Origin of the sequence: Streptomyces sp. NBC_00028 (assembly GCF_045041065.1) — a bacterium.
Classification (GTDB): domain Bacteria; phylum Actinomycetota; class Actinomycetes; order Streptomycetales; family Streptomycetaceae; genus Streptomyces.
Window position 1 is genome coordinate 6,149,069 of record NZ_CP108293.1, and the last position, 21,285, is coordinate 6,170,353.

Genomic DNA, 21,285 nt, shown 5'->3' on the forward strand with positions numbered 1-21,285 from the left:
AAATGGACGGCACTATGAGCAAGGGAATGTACGTACCGAAGGAGTCCCAGCCCAAGCAGGGCGGGACGGCCGCCGCCAAGGCCAGGGACGGCGAGAAGGGCGGCAAGAAGAAGATCGTCGCCCAGAACAAGAAGGCCCGGCACGACTACGCGATCATCGACACCTTCGAGGCCGGTCTGGTCCTCATGGGCACCGAGGTCAAGTCGCTGCGGGAGGGACGGACCTCGCTGACCGACGGCTTCGTCCAGATCGACGGGGGCGAGGCGTGGCTGCACAACGCCCACATCCCGGAGTACCACCAGGGCAGCTGGACCAACCACTCCGCGCGCCGCAAGCGCAAGCTGCTCCTGCACCGCGAGGAGATCGACAAGCTGGAGTCGAAGTCCCAGGAGACGGGTCACACGATCGTGCCCCTCGCCCTCTACTTCAAGGACGGCCGGGCGAAGGCCGAGATCGCGCTCGCGCGCGGCAAGAAGGAGTACGACAAGCGCCAGACCCTGCGCGAGAAGCAGGACCGGCGGGAGTCGGACCGGGCGATCGCGGCGGCGAAGCGGAAGCAGCGGGGGCAGTAGGAATAGGCTGGCACCGGCCCGCGTTGGTCACGTAGGATGGCATCAGCACCGGCCGCGGTCGGCGCACATTGAAAACACAACATGGGGATGATCGGTTTCGACAGCGGATGTCGAAGCAGGGGAAGCGTGTCGAGGAAGCGGCAATGATCTCGTAAACCATATGTCGCAACCAATAATCGCCAATTCCAAGAGCGATTCCCGCGCCTTCGCCCTCGCTGCCTAATAAGCAGTGAGTGAAGGCCCTTAACGGGTGTCAGACCGGGGGTGTTCCCGACCCGGACCCTGGCATAATCTAGGGGACTAAACCATTCGGCCCGGTCACGGGGTCGGATGGGAAATCAAACAGTGACTGGGCCCGTCGGCGACTTGTTCGCGTGATTGCCGGGGCCGAGAAAATCACAGCGAACTGCACACGGAGAAGCCCTGATTCAGCACCGTTGGACGCGGGTTCGATTCCCGCCATCTCCACTCGCCCAGACCGATGGGCACCCCATGTGGGCACAGCCCCGTTGCTCTTGAGCAGCGGGGCTTTGTCATACCCCCGATGACCTGAGTTCCGGAGTTCCTGAGTTCCTGAGAGCCCTGCCATGACCGATGAGGACGCCCCCCGGCCGCTGCTGCTTTACGCCGGTGCCGAGCTGCCGTGGGACGAGCTGTCCGACGGCCTCGCCGAGCGGCTCCGCGCCTGGTACCGGGCCCGGCCTGCCGACGGCTTCACCTCCCGTCCCGCGCTGCGCAAGCACGTGCGGCAGGGGGTGGAGGCGGCCCAGGAGCTGGCCAGGTGGCTGGGGCCCGAGTGGGAGGTGCGGTACCGGGACGAGCGGCATCGCACCGAGAAGTACGTGTGCTGGGGCTGCGGGCAGCTGTACTGGGGCGTCGAGGCGCACGGCTCCCCGGCACATCCGCGGGACTTCGTCGTCCACGGCGAGTACCGGTGGTACCCGCTGCGCGCCGACGGCTTCGAGGACTTCGCGCCGGACGACCCCACCGCGGCGCTCGACCTGTCCGAGGAACTCGTCGGCGATCTCAACCGGTGGTCCGCGCAGATCGACGCGGCCATGGACCTCTGGCTCCAGGACCGGGACGACGAGGCGTTCCGTGCCACGCACGAGCGACTGGACGGTGTGGGGCGGGAGTTGACCCTACGGGTCGCTCCCGAGCTGGGTCCGGGCCGGACCGTCCGATACGGCGGCCTCTGGTAGTCCTCATGGCCCCACGCCCGGCGGTCGTGTTGTGGTGTGCGGCCCCATATCCGGGGGTCGTTCACGCTTCTACGGTCCCTGCCCATGACACACACCAGAGCCGCGAGCCTCATCGCCGTCCTGACGGCCCTCCTCGCCGTCCTCCTCACCCCGGCGCCCGCGTCCGCCGCCTCCCTCCAGGAGGTCACCGGCTTCGGGAGCAACCCGGGGGCGCTGCGGATGTTCCGGTACGTTCCCGACGGACTGCCCGCCGGGCGGCCGGTCGTCGTCGCGCTGCACGGCTGCACCCAGAACGCCGCCGGATACGGCACCGGCAGCGGCTGGACGCAGCTCGCCGACCGGTGGGGCTTCTCCGTCGTGCTGCCGCAGCAGCAGAGCGCGAACAACTCCTCGCTCTGCTTCAACTGGTTCCAGAGCGGCGACATCACCCGCGGCCAGGGCGAGGCCGCGTCGGTCGCGCAGATGGTGGACCGGCAGGTCGCCGATGTCGCCGGGGGCCGGGTGTATGTGACGGGACTGTCCGCCGGGGGCGGGCTCGCCGCCGTGATGATGGCCGCCTACCCGGAGAAGTTCACGGCGGGCGGGATCGTCGCCGGACTGCCGTACGGGTGTGCGCAGGCCGCCGGGTCGCCGTACGTGTGCATGTATGTCGGGGCCACCCAGACCGCCGCGCAGTGGGGTGACCGGGTGCGGGCCGCGCGGCCCGGGTACACCGGGCCCTGGCCGACGCTGGTCGCCTTCCAGGGCACGGCCGACTACACGGTCAAGCCCGTCAACATGACCGACCTCGTCAAGCAGTGGACCGAGGTGCGGGGTGCGGACCAGACGGCCGACGTCAGTGACACCGTCGCCGGATATCCGCACCGGACGTACCTGGACGCGGGCGGCAGCGCCGTCGTCGAGACGTACAGCGTCACCGGGATGGGACACGGGCAGCCCGTCGATCCGGGGAGCGGGAGCGAGCAGTGCGGGAGTGCCGGGGCGTACATCCTCGACGTGAACCTGTGCGCCGCCTACCGGATGGGTGCGGCGTGGGGGCTGGCCGGCTGAGGGGCGTCCGCCGCGTGGCGCGGGCCTGCGCCACGCGGCGACCCCGGTTCACCTCAGACTGAACGTCGACAGACGCAGGCCCGCCCCCTTCAGCACCAGGTACACGTCCGTACGGCCCTTCGCCGCTCGTGACAGGTCGGCGGTCACCGTCTCATAGGTGTACGGCGACGAGGTGCCGCCGAAGGCCGCCGTGCCGACGAGCGTGCCGGTCGGGGAGCCGAGGCGGATCTCGACCGTGCCCTCCGCGCCGGCCACCCGGGCGGTGAACTCGGCGGCACCCGAGCCGAGTCGGGTGTCCGTGAACTTCAGCCACGCCCGGTCGGACGCCGCCGCCACCGCCGTACCGCGCTCCTTGGACTCGTCGACGAGGCGGGTGCCGTCGTAGTCGTCGAAGTTCTCGGCGCGGGTCGCGCGGGTGAGGTCGCGGGCCGGGATGGTCTCGCCGGCGACCCGCCAGGTGGCGCGGGAGCGGATGTCGGCGGAGGAGGAGCCGACCAGGACGTCGTAAGTGCCCTTCTCCACCGTCCACTTGGAACGGGTGACGTCCCAGTGGGCCAGGTCCTTCGGCGACAGCTTCAGGTGGACCGTCCTCGTCTGGCCCGGCTTCAGCGAGACCCGCTGGAACGCCTTCAGCTGCTTCAGGGGCTGCTTGTCACGGGAGACGCGCTGGTGGGTGTAGAGCTGGACGACCTCGTCGCCCGCGCGGCTGCCGGTGTTGGTGACCTTCACCTCGTAACCGTCGGCCGTCCTGCGCAGGTCGCCGTAGCGGAAGGAGGTGTAGGACAGGCCGTGGCCGAAGGGGTAGAGGGCCTGGCCCTTGAAGTACTGGTAGGTGCGGTCGGACTTGATGATGTCGTAGTCGAGGATCGAGGGGAGGTCGGACGCGGAGCGGTACCAGGTCTGGGTGAGGCGGCCGGAGGGGTTGGCGTCGCCGTAGAGGAGGTCCGCCAGGGCGTTGCCGGTCTCCTGGCCCGCGTGGGAGGTCCACAGGAGTGCGGGGACGTCCTGCTGGAGGGCGCCGAGTGTGGTCGGGTAGCTGTTCTCGACCACCACGACCGTGTTCGGGTTGGCCTTGCGGACCGCCCTGACCAGGGTTTCCTGCGCCGGGGCCAGGCCCATGTCGGTGCGGTCGTGGGCCTCACGGCCGTTGATCGACGGGTTGGAGCCGACCACGACCACGGCAGCGTCCTTGCCCTTCACGGCGGCCACGGCCTCGTCGAGGCCGCTGCGGACGACGTCCTTCGTGTAGTGGGCGGCCTGCTCCTTCGTCACCAGCCCGAGGGTGCCGTCCGCGCCGGTCGGGCCGACGTAGACCGGGTTGCCCCACCAGGACTCCTCGGTCTCGTAGCCCGCGTAGCGCAGCAGGTACGTGCCGTCGTTCTGCTCCTCCAGCTTGAACTGCTGCTGGACGAACCAACCGCCGGGCTGTGCCTGGTCGTTGGCGAATCCGGACCAGTTGTAGCCGACGTACTTGCCGTTGTCCGCCGAGCGCAGGGTGACCACGCCGCCGCCCCAGTCGAAGACGTCGAACTGCGTCTGGGCGGTGGAGGTTTCGGCGCTCTCCTTCAGCAGGGCGTCACCGGTGGTGATGTACTTGCCGGTCGCCGTGTTCTTCAGGGCGATGCGGTCGACGCCCTCGCTGGTCGCCACGTCGGTGCCGAGTTTGGCGGCGATGCCGTCGGCGGGGGTGACGGCGTAGGGGAGGGAGCCGGAGTACCAGTCGGTGTACAGGGTGTCGGCGAGGGGGCCGACCACGGCCACGTCCTTGTCCGACGTCTTCAGCGGCAGCGTGTGCGCCTGGTTCTTCAGCAGGACGGCACCTTCCGTCGCCGCCTCGCGGGCCAGCTTCTGATGCGCCGGGCTGTTGATGACGGACTTGTCGATCGCGCCGTACCTGCCGCCGCCCGGGTCGAACTCGCCGAGGCGCACCCGGACGGACAGGATGTGTCCGGCCGCCTCGTCCACGTCCGCTTCCTTCAACAGGCCCTTGTCCAGCGCCGACTTGACGGCGCCGGTCGTCACCGACGAGTCCGCGTTGTTGTCGGTGAAGCTGTCGATGCCGGCCTTGATCGCCGCCGCGTCGCCCTCGACCACACTGGGGAAGTACTGCTGGTCGCCGGGGAGGTTGCCGGGTGCGAAGGCGTCGGTGACGTTCAGGAGGTCGTACGAGGACCAGTCGCGCACGACGTCGTCCAGGTCCGGGTTGACCGTGTTGGGGCGGCCGTTGACGAGGTTGTAGGAGGACATCACGCCGGTCGCCGCGTCCGCCTCGAGCGCGGGCTTGAACGCCGCCTCGTCGTACTCCTTCGCCACCCGCGGGCGCAGGTCCGAGGAGGTGGTGGTGCGGTGGTACTCGTTGTTGTTGGCGAGGTAGTGCTTCAGCGTCGGCGCCGTCTTGAGATGGTCCGGGTCGCCGCCGGTCAGGCCCTCGCCGTACGCGGTCGAGAGCGCGCCGGTCAGTGCGGGGTCCTCGCTGTAGCCCTCCTCGTTGCGGCCCCAGCGCGGGTCGCGGAGCAGGTTCACCACGGGCGCCCACAGGTTGAGGCCCCAGCCCTCGGGGCGCTCCTGTTGGAAGCCGCGGGCCTCGTCGCCGACCGCCGAGCCGACCCGCTCCATCAGCGCCGGGTCCCAGCTGGAGGCCAGGCCGATCGCCTGCGGGAAGACGGTGGTCTCACCCAGCCAGGCGACGCCGTGCAGGGCCTCGGTGCCGGTGCGGAAGGGCTGGATGCCGAGGCGGGGGATCGCGGGCTGGTACTGGTGGAGGAGGGAGATCTTCTCGTCGAGGGTCAGCCGGTCCAGGAGGTCGTCGACCCGCCGGTCGACCGAGAGGGTCGGGTCGCGGAAGGGGTAGGCGGGGTCGTCGGCGTGCGCGGGGACGGTGGCGCCGAGTCCCGCGACCAGGGCCAGCGCCACCACGAGCGTGGATCTACGTCTCTTCTTGCTGCCTCTCATCGATCGGCTCCTTCGTGTAGGGCCTTGCGTCAACAGGGGTCATCTCAGGGCGTGTTCCTCGGTGCCGTGCTCGCGCGTTCCGTCATCCGGGGCGGCAGCAGCGTGGCCTCGGGCACGGCCTTGGCATCGAGCTTGCGCATCAGCAGTTCCACGGCCCGCTCGCCCACCTCGGCGGACGGCAGGGCGACCGAGGTGATCGGGACGCGGAGGTTCTCGGCGAGTTCGTCGGGGCAGATGGCGGTGATCGACAGGTCGGCGGGGACGCGCAGCCCGAGCTGCTCGAAGGCGTCGACGAGCGGCTCCAGGATCGCCTCGTTGTGGACGACGACCCCGGTCAACGCGGGCTGCTCGCGCAGCAGTTGCCCGGCCACCTCGCGGGCAGCGGCGGGCGTCGCCTCACAGGGGTGGACGGAGGAAGCGAGGCGGCCCCGGTCCGCGGCGGCGGTGAAACCCTGGACCACCCGCTGGGCGAACGCGGTCTGGCGGACGTAGACCTCGGGCGGTGAGCCGACCAGGGCGACCACCCGATGTCCGAGCCGGGCCAGATGCTCCACACACGCCTCGCCGGCCGCCCTGAAGTCGAGGTCGATGCAGGTGAGGCCGGCGGCTTCGGCGGGGAAGCCGATCATCACCGACGGTCGGTCCAGGGAGCGCAGCAACGGCAGCCGGGGGTCGTCGAGTTGGACGTCCATGACGACGAAGGCGTCCACGAGCGCGGAGTCGGCGACCCTTCTGAGGCCGTCCTCGCCCTCCTCCTGGGTCAGCAGCAGCACGTCGTGGTCGTGGCGCCGGGCCGTGGTCACCACCGACACGGCGAACTGCATCACCACCGGGACGTGGATGCCGGCCCGTAAGGGCACGACGAGGGCCAGCACGTTGGACCTACTGCTGGCCAGGGCGCGGGCGCCCGCGTGCGGGTGGTAGCCGAGCTCGCGGATGGACGCCTCGACGCGCCGCCGGGTCTCCTCGGAGATGGGGCGCTTGCCGCTGAGCGCGTAGGACACGGTGCTGGGGGAGACGCCGGCGTGCCGGGCCACGTCCGTGATCTTCACCATCAGCCCAGCTCCAGCGAGAGGAAGCCGGTGCCCGCCTGCGCCCGCACGGTCCGCTCCCCGGCGGCCAGCCCCCAGGGCGCCGACGGATCGCTGCACGAGGCCCGCAGGGTGTCCCCTTCGCGTACGACGGTGAAGGCGACCTCGCCGACCCGCACCATCACCCGGTCGCCCCGCCGCAGCCGGTAGGCGTGCAGGGTCACCCCGTCGGCGTGGTCGTAGTCGGGGCGCTCCGCCACCGCGCCCACCGGGATCACCGCACCGGGCCTGACCAGCAGCGGCACGCTCTGGAAGGCGTGCTTCTCGCGCACCCAGCGCGGCCCGGTCACCGTCTCGCCGCCGACGAGGTGGGTCCAGGTGCCCTCGGGCACGTAGTAGGCGACCTCCCCGTCGTCGGAGAACACCGGCGCCACCAGCAGGTCGGGGCCGAGCATGTACTGCCGTTCCAGGTGCGCGCACCCGGGGTCGTCCGGGAACTCCAGCACCATGGCCCGCATGACGGGCGTGCCCTCGGTGTGGGCGGTGCGGGCGGCCTCGTAGAGGTAGGGCATGAGGCTGAGCTTGAGCCGGGTGAAGTGCCGCAGCACGTCCACCGACTCCTCGTCGAAGAGCCACGGGACGCGGTAGGAGGAGCTGCCGTGCAGCCGGCTGTGGGAGGACAGCAGACCGAACGCCAGCCACCGCTTGAACAGCGCGGGGCTCGGTGTGCCCTCGAAGCCGCCGATGTCATGGCTCCAGAAGCCGAAGCCGGACAGTCCGAGGGAGAGCCCGCCCCTGAGCGACTCGGCCATCGACTCGTACGTCGCCTCGCAGTCGCCGCCCCAGTGCACCGGGAACTGCTGGCTGCCGGCCGTCGCCGAGCGGGCGAAGACGACCGCCTCCTCCTCGCCCCGGTGCTTGCGCAGCACCTCGAAGACCGTGCGGTTGTAGAGGTACGAGTAGTAGTTGTGCATCCGCTCCGGGTCCGAACCGTCGGCCCAGGCCACGTCGGTGGGCACCCGCTCGCCGAAGTCCGTCTTGAAGCAGTCCACGCCCTGGGAGAGCAGGACCTCCAGCTTGCCCGCGTACCAGTCGCGGGCGGCCGGGGAGGTGAAGTCGACCAGTGCCATGCCCGGTTGCCACAGATCCCACTGCCAGACACTGCCGTCGGGACGCTTCAGCAGATGCCCGAGCGCCTTGCCCTCCGCGAACAGCGGGGAGCGCTGGGCGATGTACGGGTTGATCCAGACGCTGACCCGCAGATCCCGCGCGTGCAGCCGGGACAGCATGCCCGCCGGGTCGGGGAAGACCCGCGGGTCCCACTGGAAGTCGCACCAGTTGAACTCGCGCATCCAGAAACAGTCGAAGTGGAAGACGGATAGCGGCAGTTCACGCTCGCGCATGCCCTCGATGAACGAGGTCACCGTCTCCTCGTCGTACGACGTCGTGAAGGACGTCGACAGCCACAGCCCGAACGACCAGGCGGGCGGCAGCGCCGGGCGGCCGGTGAGGGCCGTGTACTTGCGCAGGATGTCCTTGGGGTCCGGGCCGTGGATGACGTAGTACGTCAACTGCTGGGCCTCGGCGCTGAACTGGACCCGTGACACCGCCTCCGAGCCGACCTCGAAGGAGACCTTTCCCGGGTGGTCGACGAAGACGCCGTAGCCCGCGTCGGTGAGATAGAACGGGACGTTCTTGTAGGCCTGTTCGGTGGCCGTGCCGCCGTCGGCGTTCCAGATGTCGACGATCTGGCCGTTCTTGACGAGCGGCCCGAAGCGTTCGCCGAGGCCGTAGACGGAGGTGCCGACGGCGAGGTTCAGCTGTTCGCGCAGATAGTGGGCGCCGTCCGCGTCGCGCATGATGCCCATGCCCTTGGGGCCGCTGCTCGTCAGGGTCCTGCCGTGCGCCAGGAAGTCGACGTGCCAGGGGCCGGTACGGGCCACCCGGACCGACAGGGCGCCGGAGGTGAGGGTCGCGTGCTCCTCGTCGTACTCGGTGTGGGCCGCGAACTCCTCCTTGGCGACCTCGAACCGGGGGCCGCGGGGCCGCTCGCCCTGGAAGTGGGTGAAGGTGAGGCCGATGACGTCGGGCATCGGGGAGTGGGCGCTGATCGTCACGACCGGTCCCTTCAGCAGGTCGCCGCGATGGCGGATGGGCTGCGTCGGCGCATGGATCTCCAGCGCGCCCTCGCCGGCGGTGACGTCGAGGACCTCGACCGGGTGGGCCGCGGTGACGCCCTCGCGGAGCAGCCAGTAGCCGTCGGTGAACTTCATGTGGGGGGTTCCTTACTTCACCGCTCCCACGGCGATGCCGCGGGTGAGCGTGCGCTGGAAGAGGAGGAAGAACACGATCGCGGGCAGCACACCGAGCAGGGCGGCCGCGTTGGTCATGGTGGCGTCCATCAGCCGCTGGCCCTGGAGGACACCGAGGGCCACCGACACCGTCTGGTTGTCGTTGGAGATCAGCATGACCAGGGGGAGCAGGAACTCGTTCCACGTCCAGATGAAGAAGAAGACCATCAGCACCCCGAGCGTGGGCCGGCTGACCGGGACGACGATCCGCCACAGCACCTGCCACTTGCTCGCGCCGTCGATCTTCGCGGCCTCGATGATCTCCCGCGGGAACTGGCCGAGGACGGAGGAGAGCAGATACGTGCCGAACGCCGCCTGGATGACGGTGAAGACGATGATCACGCTCAGTCTCGTGTCGTAGAGGCCCGCCTCCTTGCTCAGGTAGTAGATCGGGTAGACCAGCGCCTCCTGCGGCAGCATGTTCGCCAGCACGAAGAAGGCGAGCACCCAGGGCCGGCCCTTGATCCGGCCGATGCCGATCGCGTACGCGTTGAGGATCGACAGCACCACCGCGAGGACCGCGACCGCGCCGCTGATCAGCACGGAGTTGAACAGCTTCTGCGAGTAGTCCACGCGCTCCCAGAAGTCCTTCAGACCGTCGAGATAGAGGCCGTCGGGCAGACTCAGCGGGCCGTTCTGGCTGTACTCCGCCGGGGACTTGAAGGCGTTGAGGGTGACGATCAGAAACGGCACGATCATGAAGAGGGCCGCGACGCACAGGGCGACCAGCACCGGGTAACGGCGGAGCGCTCGGGTCATGACCGGTCCTCCTCGCGGGTCTGGAGCCGCAGCCCGATCAGGGACAGCGCCAGGATGATGACCGTGAGCACGGTGGAGATCGCGGCGCCGTAGCCGACCTGCGTCTTCTCGAAGAACGTGGTGAAGGAGAAGTACGACGGGACGTCGGTCGCGCCGCCCGGGCCGCCCTTCGTCAGGACGTACACCGCGCCGAACACCTTCAGTGCGGCGATCGTGCACCAGGTCAGCACGACGTAGATCTCCGGGCGGATCTGCGGCAGCGTGATGTGCCAGAACCGGCGCCACCAGCCGGCGCCGTCCAGCTCGGCCGCCTCGTACAACTGCGGGTCCACCCGCTGGAGTCCGGCCATGAAGACCACCAGCGGGAAGCCGAGCTGCACCCACACCATCACGCCCATCACGCTGTAGAGCGCGATGTCCGGGTCGCCGAGCCAGTCCTGCTGCCAGGAGGACAGGCCGACGGCCTTCAGCAGAGCGTTGAGGGAGCCGTTGTCGGGGGCGAGGATCCAGCTCCACACGATGCCCGCGACCGCGATCGGCAGCACCTGGGGGAGGTAGAAGCAGGCGCGCAGGACCGCGGTGACCCGGCTGCCGAAGTGCTTGCCGACGTAGTCGAACAGGGCGGCGGCCAGGACCAGTCCGGCCGCCGTCGGTACGGCCGCCATCGCGACGACCATGAACAGACTGTGCCGGAACGACGCCCAGAACTCGGAGTCGTCCATCAGCTCGCGGTAGTTGGCGAGCCCGGTCCAGTCGGGGGAGCCCACACCCTGCCAGTCGGTGAAGCCGACGTACGTGTTCATCAGGAACGGCACGATGATCACGGCCAGGAAGGCGAGCACACCGGGGAGCAGGAACAGGGCGTAGGAGTCGCGGGGGCGGCGGGGGTGACCGGCCTGTGCCGCCTTGCCGGCCACCCCGCGCTTCTCGACGGTCACCGTCATTGCTTCGGCGCGCCCTTGTCGTACGCGTCCTGGAGGGCGTCCAGATAGCCGTCCGGCTTCTCGCTGTCGGTGATCAGCTTCTGGGTCTGGGAGACCAGGACGTCATAGAAGCCGGGCACCGGCCAGTCGGGGTAAAACGCCAGCCCGTCGCGCTGGGAGAGGGTGTTGAAGTTGTCGATGAGCGCCTTCGACCGCGCGTCGGTGATCGCGCTCGCGTCGGCGGCGACCGGGACACCGCCCTTGTTGCCGAGCAGGTTCTGGATCTTCTTCGACATGGTGATGTCGATGAAGTCGTAGGCGAGTTCCTTGTTCTTGGCGCCCTTGGGGACCACCCACAGATTGCCGCCGGAGCCGAGGGTCAGGTTCGAGTCGGGCCACAGGAAGGTGCCCCAGTCGAACTTGGCCTCGTCGACGAAACGGCCGTACCACCAGCTGCCGGAGAAGAAGATCGGCGCCTTGCCCTGGAGGAAGGAGACACCCGCGTCCTCGGCCTTGGTGCTGGACGAGGTCTTGCCGATGTAGCCCTTCTTCACCCAGTCGGCATAGGTCTCGGCGGCGTACGTCCAGGCCGCGTCGTGGAAGTCGGTCTTGCCCTTGTACAGCTCGTACGAGTCCACCCAGGCGCGGTCCGCCTTCGAGAGGGCGAGCTGGTACAGGTACTGCTGGGCCGGGTACTCGGCGCCCGCGTTGGCCAGCGGGGTGACCTTGTTCCGGACGAACGTGTCCATCGCGGCGGTCAGTTCGGCGAACGTCTTCGGCTCGGCGATCCCGTACTTCTTGAACAGGTCCTTGTTGTAGAACACCATCGTGTACTCGGCGTAGTTGGGCACGCCGTACCACTTGCCGGAGCCCATCACCCCGTTGGTGTCGTACACGCTGGTGGTGCGGACGCTCGCACTGAGCTTCTTGTCCCAGCCGCGCTTCGTCGCCTCCGCGGTGAGGTCGGTGAGCAGGCCCTGTTTCGACAGCAGCCCGGCCGTCGCGTTGCCCTTGTTGTACTCCATCACGTCGGGTGCGTCGGAGGAGTTGAGGACCATCGGAGCGGTCTTCTGGATCTGCTCGAAGCCCTTCTCCTCGAACTCCACCTTCACGCCCGGGTGTTTGGCCTTGAACTCCTTGATCGCCTCGTTCCAGGCCTGCCCCATCGCGCTGTTCGGGGCCTCGTAGTGCCACAGCTTGAGTGTCTTGCCGTCTCCTGAGGATCCGCTGTCGGAGTCCCCGCAGGAGGTCAGGAGCAGTGCTCCGGCGGCGAGCACCGCCGTCGCCACCACGCGCTTTCGTGCCGTCAACATCCCGTGCCTCCAGGGGAGTCGGAGCCGGATGGTTCTCGGAACGTCGAACCGTTTCGACGACTTACGTCGAAGCGCTTCGACGGGGGAAGGTATGTGGGGGCTGTGAGTGAGTCAATGGCTCGCGCGAGAATTGCAGCGACCACGATCGCCGGGAGCGGGGAAGGCGGGACGATGACGACGGTGGTGCGCGAGGCGCCGATCGTGCCGGGAAACACGTTGCTGGGGTCGATGAACGACCTGCTCAGGGACCCTCTGGGTACCTATGAGCGGGCCCGCCGCGACCATGGTGACGTGGTGCGTTTCCGCGCCGGTCCGCCCGGGCTGCGGGCGGAGGTCTACGCCGTCTTCTCGGCCGCGGGGGCACAGCAGGTGCTGGCCGGGCGGGCCGCCGACTTCCGCAAGGACAACGTCTTCTACGAGGAGCTGCGGCAGACCATCGGCAACGGGCTGCTCACCAGCCAGGACGAGGTGTATCTACGGCAACGCAGGCTGGTGCAGCCGCTGTTCACCCGGCGGCGGGTGGACGGGTACGCGGGGCAGGTCGCCGCGGAGGGGGTGGCTCTGGCCGCGGAGTGGCGCGGACGCGGCACCGTCGAACTGGTCGGCGAGATGCACCGGTTCGCGTTGCGGATGGTCGGGCGGATCCTGTTCGGGGCGGACATGGAGAAGGCGTTCGACGTCGTCGAGCGCACGCTGCCGCCGCTCCAGCAGTATTCGATGAAGCGTGGCCTCTCGCCCCTCAAGTCGCCGCGGAACTGGCCCACTCCGGCGAACCGCGGTGCCGCCCGCCTTCAAGGTGAGCTGTTCGCGGTGTGCGACGAGATCATCGACAGTCGGCGCCGGGGTGGAGCGGGGGCCTCCGAGGATCTCGCCGGCCTGCTCGTCCACGCCCGGAACGCCGAGGACGGCAGCCTCGATGACGCCGAACTCCGCGAGCAGGTCCTGATCTTCCTGCTGGCCGGGCATGAGACGACGGCGACGGCACTCGCCTTCGCCCTCCACCTGCTCGCCCGGCATCCGGAAGAGCAGCGGCGGGTTCAGGCGGAGGTCGATCAGGTGCTCGGCGGTGACCGGATGCCCACGGCCGGGGACATGGAGGCGCTGCCCCGGCTCACCATGGTCGTCAAGGAGGCGATGCGGCTGTATCCCTCGGCGCCGGTGATCGGACGGCGGTCCGTCGCCGACGCGGAGATCGACGGCGTACGGATTCCCGCGGGCGCGGATGTGATCGTCAGTCCGTGGGTCACGCAGCGGCATCCCGCGTACTGGGTTGAGCCGGAGCGGTTCGATCCGGGCCGTTTCGCGCCGGGGGCGGAGGCTGGGCGGCCTCGGTACGCGTGGTTTCCGTTCGGGGGTGGGCCGCGGGCGTGTATCGGGCAGCACCTTTCGATGCTGGAGTCGGTGTTGGGGGTGGCTGTGTTGCTTCGTGCCTTTGAGTTCGAGGACTTGGAGGGCAGGGAGGTGCCTGTGGGGGCTGGGGTGACGTTGATGACCAAAGGGGCGGCGAAGGTGCGGATCAGGTCGCGGGGGTGACGGTTGATTGCTGGGTACCGCGCCGTTGGGGCTGGTCGCGCAGTTCCCCGCGCCCCTAGGGGGTTGTCGCTAGCGTGATCATCAAGGCTACGGCTGCTGCTGTGAGCGGTATGCCGTAGCCCGCCGTTGTCGATATGTGCTCGGCTGCCCAGCCTCCCAGCGCGCTGCCTCCTGCTATGCCGCCCAACAGGCCCGTCACCGCCAGGGTCATGCCCTCGTTCAGGCGGCCCGGGGGAGTGCGTTCCTGGATCAGGGTCATCGTGGTGACCATCGTGGGGGCTGTTGCCATGCCGGCGATCAGGAGGGCGGTCGCGAGGAGGGGCAGGGAGCCGGTCGTGGCCGCCGCCAGGAGTGGCAGGGTCAGGAGCGCGGTCATCGCGGCCACGCACCACGGGTGGCGGTCCTCGGCCCGGCCGCGCAGTTTGAGCGCGCCGTACACCAGGCCCGCCGCACACGAACCCGCTGCCTGGAGACCGAGGACGAGCCCGGCCGCCGACGCATGGCCGCGCGCGTCCGCGAACGCGATCGTGACGACCTCCATGGAGCCGAACACCGCGCCCATGGCCAGACAGGCGAGCAGCAGCGGGGGCATGCCCGGGGCCCGTAGCGGAGTCTTCGCGGGAGCGTGTCGCTGGAGTGGGGGTTCCGTCGCGCGTTGGGCCGTGAACAGGAGCATTCCCGTCACCAGCAGCACGGCTCCGACCAGCGTGCCCGCCTCCGGGAAGAGGGTCCCGCAGAGCAGGGCCGCGAGGACCGGGCCCAGCATGAAGCACAGCTCGTCGGCGGCCTGCTCGAAGGAGTTCGCGGTGTGCAGCGCCTTGTCGTCGCCCTTGAGGAGGTAGGCCCAGCGGGCCCGGGACATACCGCCGATGTTGGGGGTCGTGGCGGTGGCGGCGTACGCGGCGAACAGGGTCCAGGCCGGGGCGTCGTGGCGCACGCACAGGAGGAGGGCGAGCGAGCCGAGGGCGGCCAGCAGCGTGGCGGGTACGGCGACGCGGGCCTGGCCGTGGCGGTCGATGAGGCGGGCGGTGAAGGGGGCCAGTACGGCCGTCGCCGCGAGGCCCGTCGCGGTGACGGCGCCGGCGAGGGCGTACGAACCCCGCGTCCCGGCGATCATGACGACCGCGCTCACGCTGAACATGCCCATGGGGAGCCGGGCCAGCAGGTTGCCCGCGGTGAAGGCGCGGGTGCCGGGGTGGGTGAAGAGGCGGCGGTAGGGGCCGGGCGGGCGGGGTGCGCGGGGCGGGCGTGGGGTGAGGTCGGCCATGACCAGCATGTCGCCGGTGGTGGTGAAGAGGGTGCGGCGGTGGGTCGGTTGCGGCATGGGTCCACCGTCGCCGGTGGGTGATCTCGGGGTCCAACACCTGCCGCGCGGTGATTGACGCACCTCTGTTGTCAATGCCGAGGTGGAGGTAGGTTCGCCGGATGCCCGCCCCGAGCCATCTCGATCCCCGTCTGCTGCGCGCCTTTCTCGCGGTCGCCGAGGAGTTGCACTTCACCCGCGCCGCCGCTCGGCTGTACGTGGCCCAGCAGGCGCTCAGTCGGGACGTACGGCGGCTGGAGCGGGAGTTGGGTGCCGAGCTTTTCGTGCGGACCACCCGGCAGGTCACGCTGACCGGTGACGGGGAGCGGCTGGTGCCGCACGCGCGGCGGGTGCTCGCCGCGCAGGACGAGCTGATCGCCGCCTTCGGGCAGGCCCGGCCGCTGCTCGTCGACGTCAACTCGCCGGGGCTCGGCACCGGGCGCCGGGTGCTGCTGCGGGCCCGTGAGCTGGCCCCCGAGCAGGAGCTGATGGCCCGCTACGAGAGCGGTCTGACGGGCGCCGCCGCCGAGATCCTCGCCGGTCGTCTCGACGCCTCCTTCGGCCGGTTCGCGGGGCTGGAGCCGGCGCTGCGGGCGGGGCTCGGTCATCAGCTCGTCCGGCTCGAACCCATGGCGGTCGTGCTGCCCGAGGACCACCGGCTGGCGGCACTGGACGCCGTGCCGCTGGCCGAGCTGGCCGGTGAGGAGGTTTACGCGGGGGCCGGGAATCCCCGGACGCCCGAGTGGACCGACCTGGCGCGGCACCTGTTCGAGGGACGGGGGATCGAGGTGGCCTCACCCGCGCCGATGGCCGTCGGTCACGAGGAGTTCCAGCGGATCATGGCCAAGACACGGAACCCGATTCTCGCCGTGGTGGACTTTCCGGCCATGCCGTCGACCGTGCTGCGGCCGTTGATCGATCCGGTGCCGCTGTCGCCCGTCTCGTTGGTGTGGCGGAAGGGGCTGGTGCACCCCGGGTTCGACGCCCTTCGGCGTGCGGCGGCCGAGCTGTCGGCGGCGGAGGGGTGGCTGGATCGGCCCGCTGAGGGGTGGTTTCCGGCCATCGACATGGAGATCGAAAATGTCCACAAGTGACACACGGCAAACACGCCTGCCTCGTGTGCGCTACATTCGTCGCCTGAGCACCATGTGATAAAGGGGGCGCTCGGACCGGGTGGGGGCCTGGTTCGGTCGACGGGTGCCCGGAGTCGTATGCGCACCCGGAACCGTCCCGTGGGGGGATTGCGTGCGCGAAAACAAATGGCGAGAAGACGCCCAACCGGAATGGCCCGACGCGGCATCCGGGACGAGGGAGTTCCCTGCGCCGACGGACGGCACCCAGGCGTTCCCGGAGACGAGAGGAACCGAAGCCCTCGCCTCCACGGACCCGACCGAGACACTGCCGAAGTCCCCGCCCCGGCCCGAGCCCGCCTCCGTCCCGAACGCCGGCCCCAGCGCCGACCCGGGCGCCGGGCCGGGCCGTGACTCCGATTCCGTCTCGGGCTTCGGCCGTGAATCCGGGCGTGGCTTCGGGTCCGGCTTCGGGTCCGGCTTGGGTCGCGACTTCGGGCCCGGCCCCGCTCCGCGCCGCGAGTCGGCCTACGACTCTGCCTTCGGCTCGGGTTCCGGTCTCGGCTCGGGTGCCGGGGCCGGCCATGAGTCTGGCCTCGGCCGCGCATCCGGCCGTGAGTCCGTCTCCGGTTCTGCTTTCGGCTCCGGTTCCGGCTCGGGTGCCGGGGCCGGTCATGAGTCTGGCCTCGGCCGCGCATCTGGCAGTGAGTCCGTCTCCGGTTCTGTTTTCGGCTCCGGTTCCGATTCGGGTGCCGGCGCCGGCCATGAGTCTGGCCTCGGCCGCGCATCCGGTCGTGAGTCCGTCTCCGGCTCCGCTTTCGGCTCCGGCTCCGCTTTCGGCTCCGGCTCCGGCTCCGGCTCTGGCTCCGGCTCCGGCTCTGGCTCCGGCGCCGGTTCCGGCTCGGGTGGCGGTCTCGGTTCTGGGGCTGGTTCCGGCTCGCAGGTTGGTTCCGGGGCCGGGCTTGGCTTGAGCCCTGGGTCCGCTGTCGGGGACGCCTTCCGGGACCCGTGGGCTCTGGACGGTGTTGATGTGGCCGGTGGCGCTGATGGGGTCGGTGGTAGTGCCCATGACCCGCATGAGGTGACCGTCCAGTTGGACGCCGTGGCGTTGCGGGCCGATCAGCGGATCGTCGGGCAGGCCGGTGGTGGTGCCGTGGGTGAGGGGTCCGACGGGCCCGTCTTCGTCGATGAGTCGGGGCGGCGGAGTCGGAGATTCCGGCGTATCGGGATCTTCGTAGGGATCGCCTGTGCGATCTACGCCGTCGTCATCGTGAGCACCCTGCTGTCGGGGAACTCCAACGCGCCCTGGCTGCCCGTGCCGGGCCAGGAGGGCAAGGAGGCCGGGCAGGTGGAGACCACGCCGCTGCCCGCCGACCCGGCCGCGCCGACCGACGACGCCGCTGTGTCGCCCGGTGCCTCGCCGACCCTCAGTGACGGCGCGACGCCGTCACCGGGCGCCGACGCCACCGCGCCCGGCGCCTCCGCCACGGCCACCACCCCGGGCGCCTCCGCCGACCCGAAGCCGACGGCGACCAAGACCGCGACCAGTCCGGTCACCCACCCCTCCGTCTCGGCGAAGCCCACCGACGAGCCCACCACCAGTTCGCCCAACCCGTCGGTCACCCCGCCGACCACCCCGCCCGGTCCGTCCGACTCCCCGGCCGGCGGCAGCGCCGGCACCGGTACGGACAACGTCGCCGACGGCGCGAACACCGCGTCCGGCCGCTCCACCGCACCATCCCTGGAGAACACCCTCTGATGGCATCCCGCTCAAGCCGTCCCGGGCCCGCGACCGGAGCCCGTGACGGCTCCCGTCGCCGTCTGCCCCTGCGCCTGCTGCTGCCGCTGCTCGTCCTCGTCGCGATGACGGCGATGCTGATGCTGCGCGGCTACGTCCACAGCGAGATCCTCGCCGACTACCGGGTGGCCCCCGCCACCGCCAACGACAAGGTGCCCCAGGACATCCTCAAGGGCGGCCCGGTCATCGACACCCGCAGCGGCCGCAGCACCAGCATGACCGTGCCGGACGACAGCGTCGTCCTCACCTTCGACGACGGCCCGGACCCCACCTGGACCCCGAAGGTCCTCGACACCCTGAAGAAGAACAACGCGCACGCCGTCTTCTTCATCACCGGCACCATGGCCTCCCGCTACCCGGACCTCGTCCGGCGCATGGTCGACGAGGGCCATGAGATCGGGCTGCACACCTTCAACCACCCCGACCTGTCCTACCAGTCGACGAAGCGCATCGACTGGGAGCTCTCCCAGAACCAGCTCGCGCTCGCGGGCTCGGTGGGCATCCGCAGCTCGCTGTTCCGGCCGCCGTACTCCTCCAAGGCCGCGAACATGGACAACAACTCCTGGCCGGTCACCGAGTACATCGGCAGCCGTGGCTACATCACCATCGTCAACGACACCGACAGCGAGGACTGGCGCAAGCCGGGCGTGGCGGCGATCGTCCGCAACTCCACGCCCAAGGCCGGGCACGGCGGGATCGTCCTCATGCACGACTCCGGCGGCGACCGACACCAGACGGTCCAGGCGCTGGAGCAGCTCCTCCCGCAGCTGAAGGAGAAGGGCTACAAGTTCCAGAACCTCACCGAGGCCCTGCACGCCCCGAGCGCGCACACCCCGGTCACCGGCCCGGAGTTGTGGAAGGGCCAGGCCTGGGTCTTCCTCGTCGACGCCTCCGACAACATCACCGGCGTCCTGGTCGTCGGCCTCGCGGTCATCGGGTTCCTCGTCTTCGCCCGCTTCGGACTGATGCTGCTGCTCTCCGGCATCCACGCCCGCCGCACCCGCCGCCCCGGCTTCCGCTGGGGCCCGCTGCCGGTCACCGAACCGGTGTCGGTGCTGGTGCCGGCGTACAACGAGGCCAAGTGCATCGAGAACACCGTGCGTTCACTGATGCGCAGCGAGCATCCCATCGAGGTCATCGTCATCGACGACGGGTCCAGCGACGGGACGGCCCGGCTCGTGGAAGGGCTCGGGCTGCCCAACGTACGCGTGATCAGACAGCTCAACGCGGGCAAGCCCGCCGCCCTCAACCGCGGCCTGGCGAACGCCCGGTACGACCTGATCGTGATGATGGACGGCGACACCGTCTTCGAACCGGCCACCGTCCGCGAACTCGTCCAGCCCTTCGCCGACCCGCGCGTCGGCGCGGTCGCGGGCAACGCCAAGGTCGGCAACAAGGACACCCTGATCGGCGCCTGGCAGCACATCGAGTACGTGATGGGCTTCAACCTCGACCGCCGGATGTACGACGTCCTGCAGTGCATGCCGACCATCCCCGGCGCCGTCGGCGCGTTCCGCCGCTCCGCCCTGGAGCGGGTCGGCGGCATGAGTGACGACACCCTCGCCGAGGACACCGACATCACCATGGCGATGCACCGGGACGGCTGGCGGGTCGTCTACGCCGAGAAGGCCCGCGCCTGGACCGAGGCCCCGGAGTCCGTCCAGCAGCTGTGGTCCCAGCGCTACCGGTGGTCGTACGGCACCATGCAGGCGATCTGGAAGCACCGCAGGGCGCTGGTGGAACGCGGTCCCTCCGGTCGCTTCGGCCGCGTCGGGCTGCCGCTCGTCTCCCTCTTCATGGTCCTCGCGCCGCTGCTGGCCCCCCTGATCGACGTGTTCCTCGTCTACGGGCTGGTCTTCGGGCCCACCGACAAGACGATCCTCGCCTGGTTCGGCGTCCTCGCCATCCAACTGGTCTGCGCCACCTACGCGTTCATCCTGGACCGGGAGCGCCTGACCCCGCTGATCTCGCTGCCGTTGCAGCAGATCCTCTACCGCCAGCTCATGTACGTCGTACTGCTCCAGTCCTGGATCACGGCGCTCACCGGCGGCCGGCTGCGCTGGCAGAAGCTGCGCCGCAAGGGTGGCGTGTCCGCCCCGCCGACCGCGCCCACCGGACACCGGCAGGCCGTGGGCGGGGGGTCCGCCCGATGAGCACGCCGTACTACCCCCCTTCGTCGCAGAAAGCCGTGGACGTGACCGTTCCCCTCGTACCGACCGTCCCCGAGCAGCAGCAGCAACCGGCCGAGCAACCGGCCGCCCGGCCCAAGGGACCCGTCCGCGACCGCTACTTCGACCTGCTGCGGGCCCTCGCCCTGTTCCGCGTGGTCCTCTACCACCTGACCGGCTGGGCATGGCTGCCGCTGGTGTTCCCCTCCATGGGCGTGATGTTCGCCCTCGCCGGCAACCTCATGGCGCGCTCGCTGAAGCGCCCCGCCGCCCAGGTCATCAAGAGCCGCATCCGTCGGCTGCTGCCCCCGCTGTGGGTGCTCGGGGTCGTGGGCGTCACCGGCATGGTCGTACAGGGCTGGGGCCCCTCGGACGACGGCCACCCGGGCTGGTGGTGGCTCCATCTCACCTACTGGGTCCTGCCGTTGAGCGACCCGCCGTACGCCGAGGGCCTGCCCGGCATCCACGGCTACCTCGCCGAGAACTGGGCCGTGGACCTCGCCGGACCGCTCTGGTACATCCGCGCCTACCTCTGGTACGTCCTGCTGTCGCCCTTCCTGCTGAAGGCGCTGCGCGCCCTGCCGGTCGCCACGGTCTTCGCGCCGATCGCGCTGTCGGCCGCCTTCGAGTTCGGCTACCTCACCCTGCCCGGCGAGCGGTTCCCCTCCGCCCTCACCGACTTCAGCACCTTCGGCGCCTGCTGGATCCTCGGCATGGCCCACCAGGAGGGCATCCTCAAGAAGCTGCCGCGCTATGTCGTCCCGTCCGTCGCGCCCGCGATCGCCCTGCTGGGCCTCTGGTACGCGACCCGGCACGACTTCTCCCAGGGCAACGACCTCGACAGCATGCCCTTCGCACAGGCCCTGTGGTCCCTGGGCACGGTCATGATCCTGCTGCACGTCAGCCCGTCCTGGTCCGAGTGGCCCAAGCGGCTGCGGCGCTTCGACCGGCCGATCACGCTCCTCAACTCCCGTGCCGTCACGATCTATCTGTGGCACAACACCTGCATCGTCGTCGCCATGACGATCTGGGACCGGCTGTGGGGCATCGATCTGATGTGGCAGCACTTCTCCTGGTTCCTGGAGAGCCCCTGGCCGGTGCTCGTCTTCGCCTGGATCCTCATCGGCAGCTGCATCGTCTGGTTCGGCTGGGCGGAGGACCTCGCCGCCAAGCGCAAGCCGCAGCTGTGGCCGGACGGTTCGCAGGGGAAGCGGATGCGTGCCAAGTCCGGTTCGCACCGCGCCTGATGAGTCATTCTCA

General features: G+C 69.9%; 15 protein-coding genes and 1 other RNA gene. 9 read left to right on the plus strand and 7 right to left on the minus strand.

Annotated elements, in window-relative coordinates:
- The first annotated feature begins 26 nt into the window (after window positions 1-26).
- From smpB to OG885_RS27650, 4 genes are all read left to right on the plus strand, one after another.
- On the plus strand, window positions 27-572 hold the full coding sequence (gene smpB, locus OG885_RS27635; protein ID WP_405742909.1) for an SsrA-binding protein SmpB: 546 nt from the start codon (window positions 27-29) through the stop codon (window positions 570-572).
- Between the two features lie 83 nt (window positions 573-655).
- Window positions 656-1,043, plus strand: a transfer-messenger RNA (tmRNA) gene (gene ssrA, locus OG885_RS27640).
- A 116-nt stretch (window positions 1,044-1,159) separates the two neighbouring features.
- The gene (locus OG885_RS27645; protein WP_405736251.1) at window positions 1,160-1,774 is read left to right on the plus strand and encodes a hypothetical protein; all 615 of its coding nucleotides are present in this window, start codon (window positions 1,160-1,162) and stop codon (window positions 1,772-1,774) included.
- An 84-nt stretch (window positions 1,775-1,858) separates the two neighbouring features.
- Window positions 1,859-2,824 carry an alpha/beta hydrolase family esterase gene (locus OG885_RS27650; protein ID WP_405736254.1) on the plus strand — a complete coding sequence of 322 codons (966 nt, stop codon included), beginning with the start codon at window positions 1,859-1,861 and terminating at the stop codon, window positions 2,822-2,824.
- Between the two features lie 48 nt (window positions 2,825-2,872).
- Here OG885_RS27650 and OG885_RS27655 read toward each other — a convergent pair whose 3' ends face one another.
- Genes OG885_RS27655 through OG885_RS27680 form a run of 6 tightly spaced genes read right to left on the minus strand, consistent with a single transcriptional unit; the run spans window position 2,873 to window position 12,153 of the window.
- Window positions 2,873-5,776 (minus strand): glycoside hydrolase family 3 C-terminal domain-containing protein, encoded by a 2,904-nt coding sequence (locus OG885_RS27655; protein WP_405736256.1) that lies wholly within the window; start codon window positions 5,774-5,776, stop codon window positions 2,873-2,875.
- 44 nt (window positions 5,777-5,820) lie between these two features.
- Window positions 5,821-6,831: a LacI family DNA-binding transcriptional regulator gene (locus OG885_RS27660; RefSeq protein ID WP_405736258.1), complete on the minus strand. Its 1,011-nt coding sequence runs from the start codon at window positions 6,829-6,831 to the stop codon at window positions 5,821-5,823.
- Window positions 6,831-9,080 (minus strand): alpha-xylosidase, encoded by a 2,250-nt coding sequence (yicI, locus tag OG885_RS27665; protein ID WP_405736260.1) that lies wholly within the window; start codon window positions 9,078-9,080, stop codon window positions 6,831-6,833. The genes OG885_RS27660 and yicI overlap by 1 nt, the downstream gene beginning before the upstream one ends.
- A gap of 12 nt (window positions 9,081-9,092) precedes the next feature.
- Window positions 9,093-9,917: a carbohydrate ABC transporter permease gene (locus OG885_RS27670; protein WP_405736263.1), complete on the minus strand. Its 825-nt coding sequence runs from the start codon at window positions 9,915-9,917 to the stop codon at window positions 9,093-9,095.
- On the minus strand, window positions 9,914-10,861 hold the full coding sequence (locus tag OG885_RS27675; RefSeq protein ID WP_405736265.1) for a carbohydrate ABC transporter permease: 948 nt from the start codon (window positions 10,859-10,861) through the stop codon (window positions 9,914-9,916). Before OG885_RS27675 ends, OG885_RS27670 begins: the two co-directional genes overlap by 4 nt.
- A complete protein-coding gene (locus OG885_RS27680) occupies window positions 10,858-12,153 on the minus strand; it encodes an ABC transporter substrate-binding protein (RefSeq protein ID WP_405736268.1) in 1,296 nt (431 codons plus the stop codon). The genes OG885_RS27675 and OG885_RS27680 overlap by 4 nt, the downstream gene beginning before the upstream one ends.
- 171 nt (window positions 12,154-12,324) lie before the next feature.
- Between OG885_RS27680 and OG885_RS27685 the strand changes: the two genes are divergently transcribed.
- Window positions 12,325-13,686: a cytochrome P450 gene (locus OG885_RS27685; protein WP_405736271.1), complete on the plus strand. Its 1,362-nt coding sequence runs from the start codon at window positions 12,325-12,327 to the stop codon at window positions 13,684-13,686.
- A 55-nt stretch (window positions 13,687-13,741) separates the two neighbouring features.
- Here OG885_RS27685 and OG885_RS27690 read toward each other — a convergent pair whose 3' ends face one another.
- Window positions 13,742-15,010, minus strand: a complete 1,269-nt coding sequence (locus tag OG885_RS27690) for an MFS transporter (protein WP_405736274.1) — start codon at window positions 15,008-15,010, stop codon at window positions 13,742-13,744.
- 101 nt (window positions 15,011-15,111) lie between these two features.
- Here OG885_RS27690 and OG885_RS27695 point away from each other — a divergent pair, with 101 nt between their 5' ends.
- From OG885_RS27695 to OG885_RS27710, 4 genes are all read left to right on the plus strand, one after another.
- Window positions 15,112-16,083 (plus strand): LysR family transcriptional regulator, encoded by a 972-nt coding sequence (locus OG885_RS27695; protein ID WP_405736276.1) that lies wholly within the window; start codon window positions 15,112-15,114, stop codon window positions 16,081-16,083.
- A 1,057-nt stretch (window positions 16,084-17,140) separates the two neighbouring features.
- The gene (locus OG885_RS27700; protein WP_405736278.1) at window positions 17,141-17,818 is read left to right on the plus strand and encodes a hypothetical protein; all 678 of its coding nucleotides are present in this window, start codon (window positions 17,141-17,143) and stop codon (window positions 17,816-17,818) included.
- Entirely contained in the window at window positions 17,818-20,010 is a 2,193-nt protein-coding gene (locus OG885_RS27705) for a bifunctional polysaccharide deacetylase/glycosyltransferase family 2 protein (RefSeq protein ID WP_405736280.1), read from the plus strand. Before OG885_RS27700 ends, OG885_RS27705 begins: the two co-directional genes overlap by 1 nt.
- The gene (locus OG885_RS27710) at window positions 20,007-21,272 is read left to right on the plus strand and encodes an acyltransferase (RefSeq protein ID WP_405736283.1); all 1,266 of its coding nucleotides are present in this window, start codon (window positions 20,007-20,009) and stop codon (window positions 21,270-21,272) included. The genes OG885_RS27705 and OG885_RS27710 overlap by 4 nt, the downstream gene beginning before the upstream one ends.
- Window positions 21,273-21,285 lie beyond the last annotated feature (13 nt).

Excerpts from the sequence above, each read along its gene's own strand:
- smpB (WP_405742909.1), top strand. The coding sequence starts at position 27 with ATGTACGTACCGAAGGAGTCCCAGCCCAAGCAGGGCGGGACGGCCGCC.
- OG885_RS27645 (WP_405736251.1), top strand. The coding sequence starts at position 1,160 with ATGACCGATGAGGACGCCCCCCGGCCGCTGCTGCTTTACGCCGGTGCC.
- OG885_RS27650 (WP_405736254.1), top strand. The coding sequence starts at position 1,859 with ATGACACACACCAGAGCCGCGAGCCTCATCGCCGTCCTGACGGCCCTC.
- OG885_RS27655 (WP_405736256.1), bottom strand. The coding sequence starts at position 5,776 with ATGAGAGGCAGCAAGAAGAGACGTAGATCCACGCTCGTGGTGGCGCTG.
- OG885_RS27660 (WP_405736258.1), bottom strand. The coding sequence starts at position 6,831 with ATGGTGAAGATCACGGACGTGGCCCGGCACGCCGGCGTCTCCCCCAGC.
- yicI (WP_405736260.1), bottom strand. The coding sequence starts at position 9,080 with ATGAAGTTCACCGACGGCTACTGGCTGCTCCGCGAGGGCGTCACCGCG.
- OG885_RS27670 (WP_405736263.1), bottom strand. The coding sequence starts at position 9,917 with ATGACCCGAGCGCTCCGCCGTTACCCGGTGCTGGTCGCCCTGTGCGTC.
- OG885_RS27675 (WP_405736265.1), bottom strand. The coding sequence starts at position 10,861 with ATGACGGTGACCGTCGAGAAGCGCGGGGTGGCCGGCAAGGCGGCACAG.
- OG885_RS27680 (WP_405736268.1), bottom strand. The coding sequence starts at position 12,153 with ATGTTGACGGCACGAAAGCGCGTGGTGGCGACGGCGGTGCTCGCCGCC.
- OG885_RS27685 (WP_405736271.1), top strand. The coding sequence starts at position 12,325 with ATGACGACGGTGGTGCGCGAGGCGCCGATCGTGCCGGGAAACACGTTG.
- OG885_RS27690 (WP_405736274.1), bottom strand. The coding sequence starts at position 15,010 with ATGCCGCAACCGACCCACCGCCGCACCCTCTTCACCACCACCGGCGAC.
- OG885_RS27695 (WP_405736276.1), top strand. The coding sequence starts at position 15,112 with ATGCCCGCCCCGAGCCATCTCGATCCCCGTCTGCTGCGCGCCTTTCTC.
- OG885_RS27705 (WP_405736280.1), top strand. The coding sequence starts at position 17,818 with ATGGCATCCCGCTCAAGCCGTCCCGGGCCCGCGACCGGAGCCCGTGAC.
- OG885_RS27710 (WP_405736283.1), top strand. The coding sequence starts at position 20,007 with ATGAGCACGCCGTACTACCCCCCTTCGTCGCAGAAAGCCGTGGACGTG.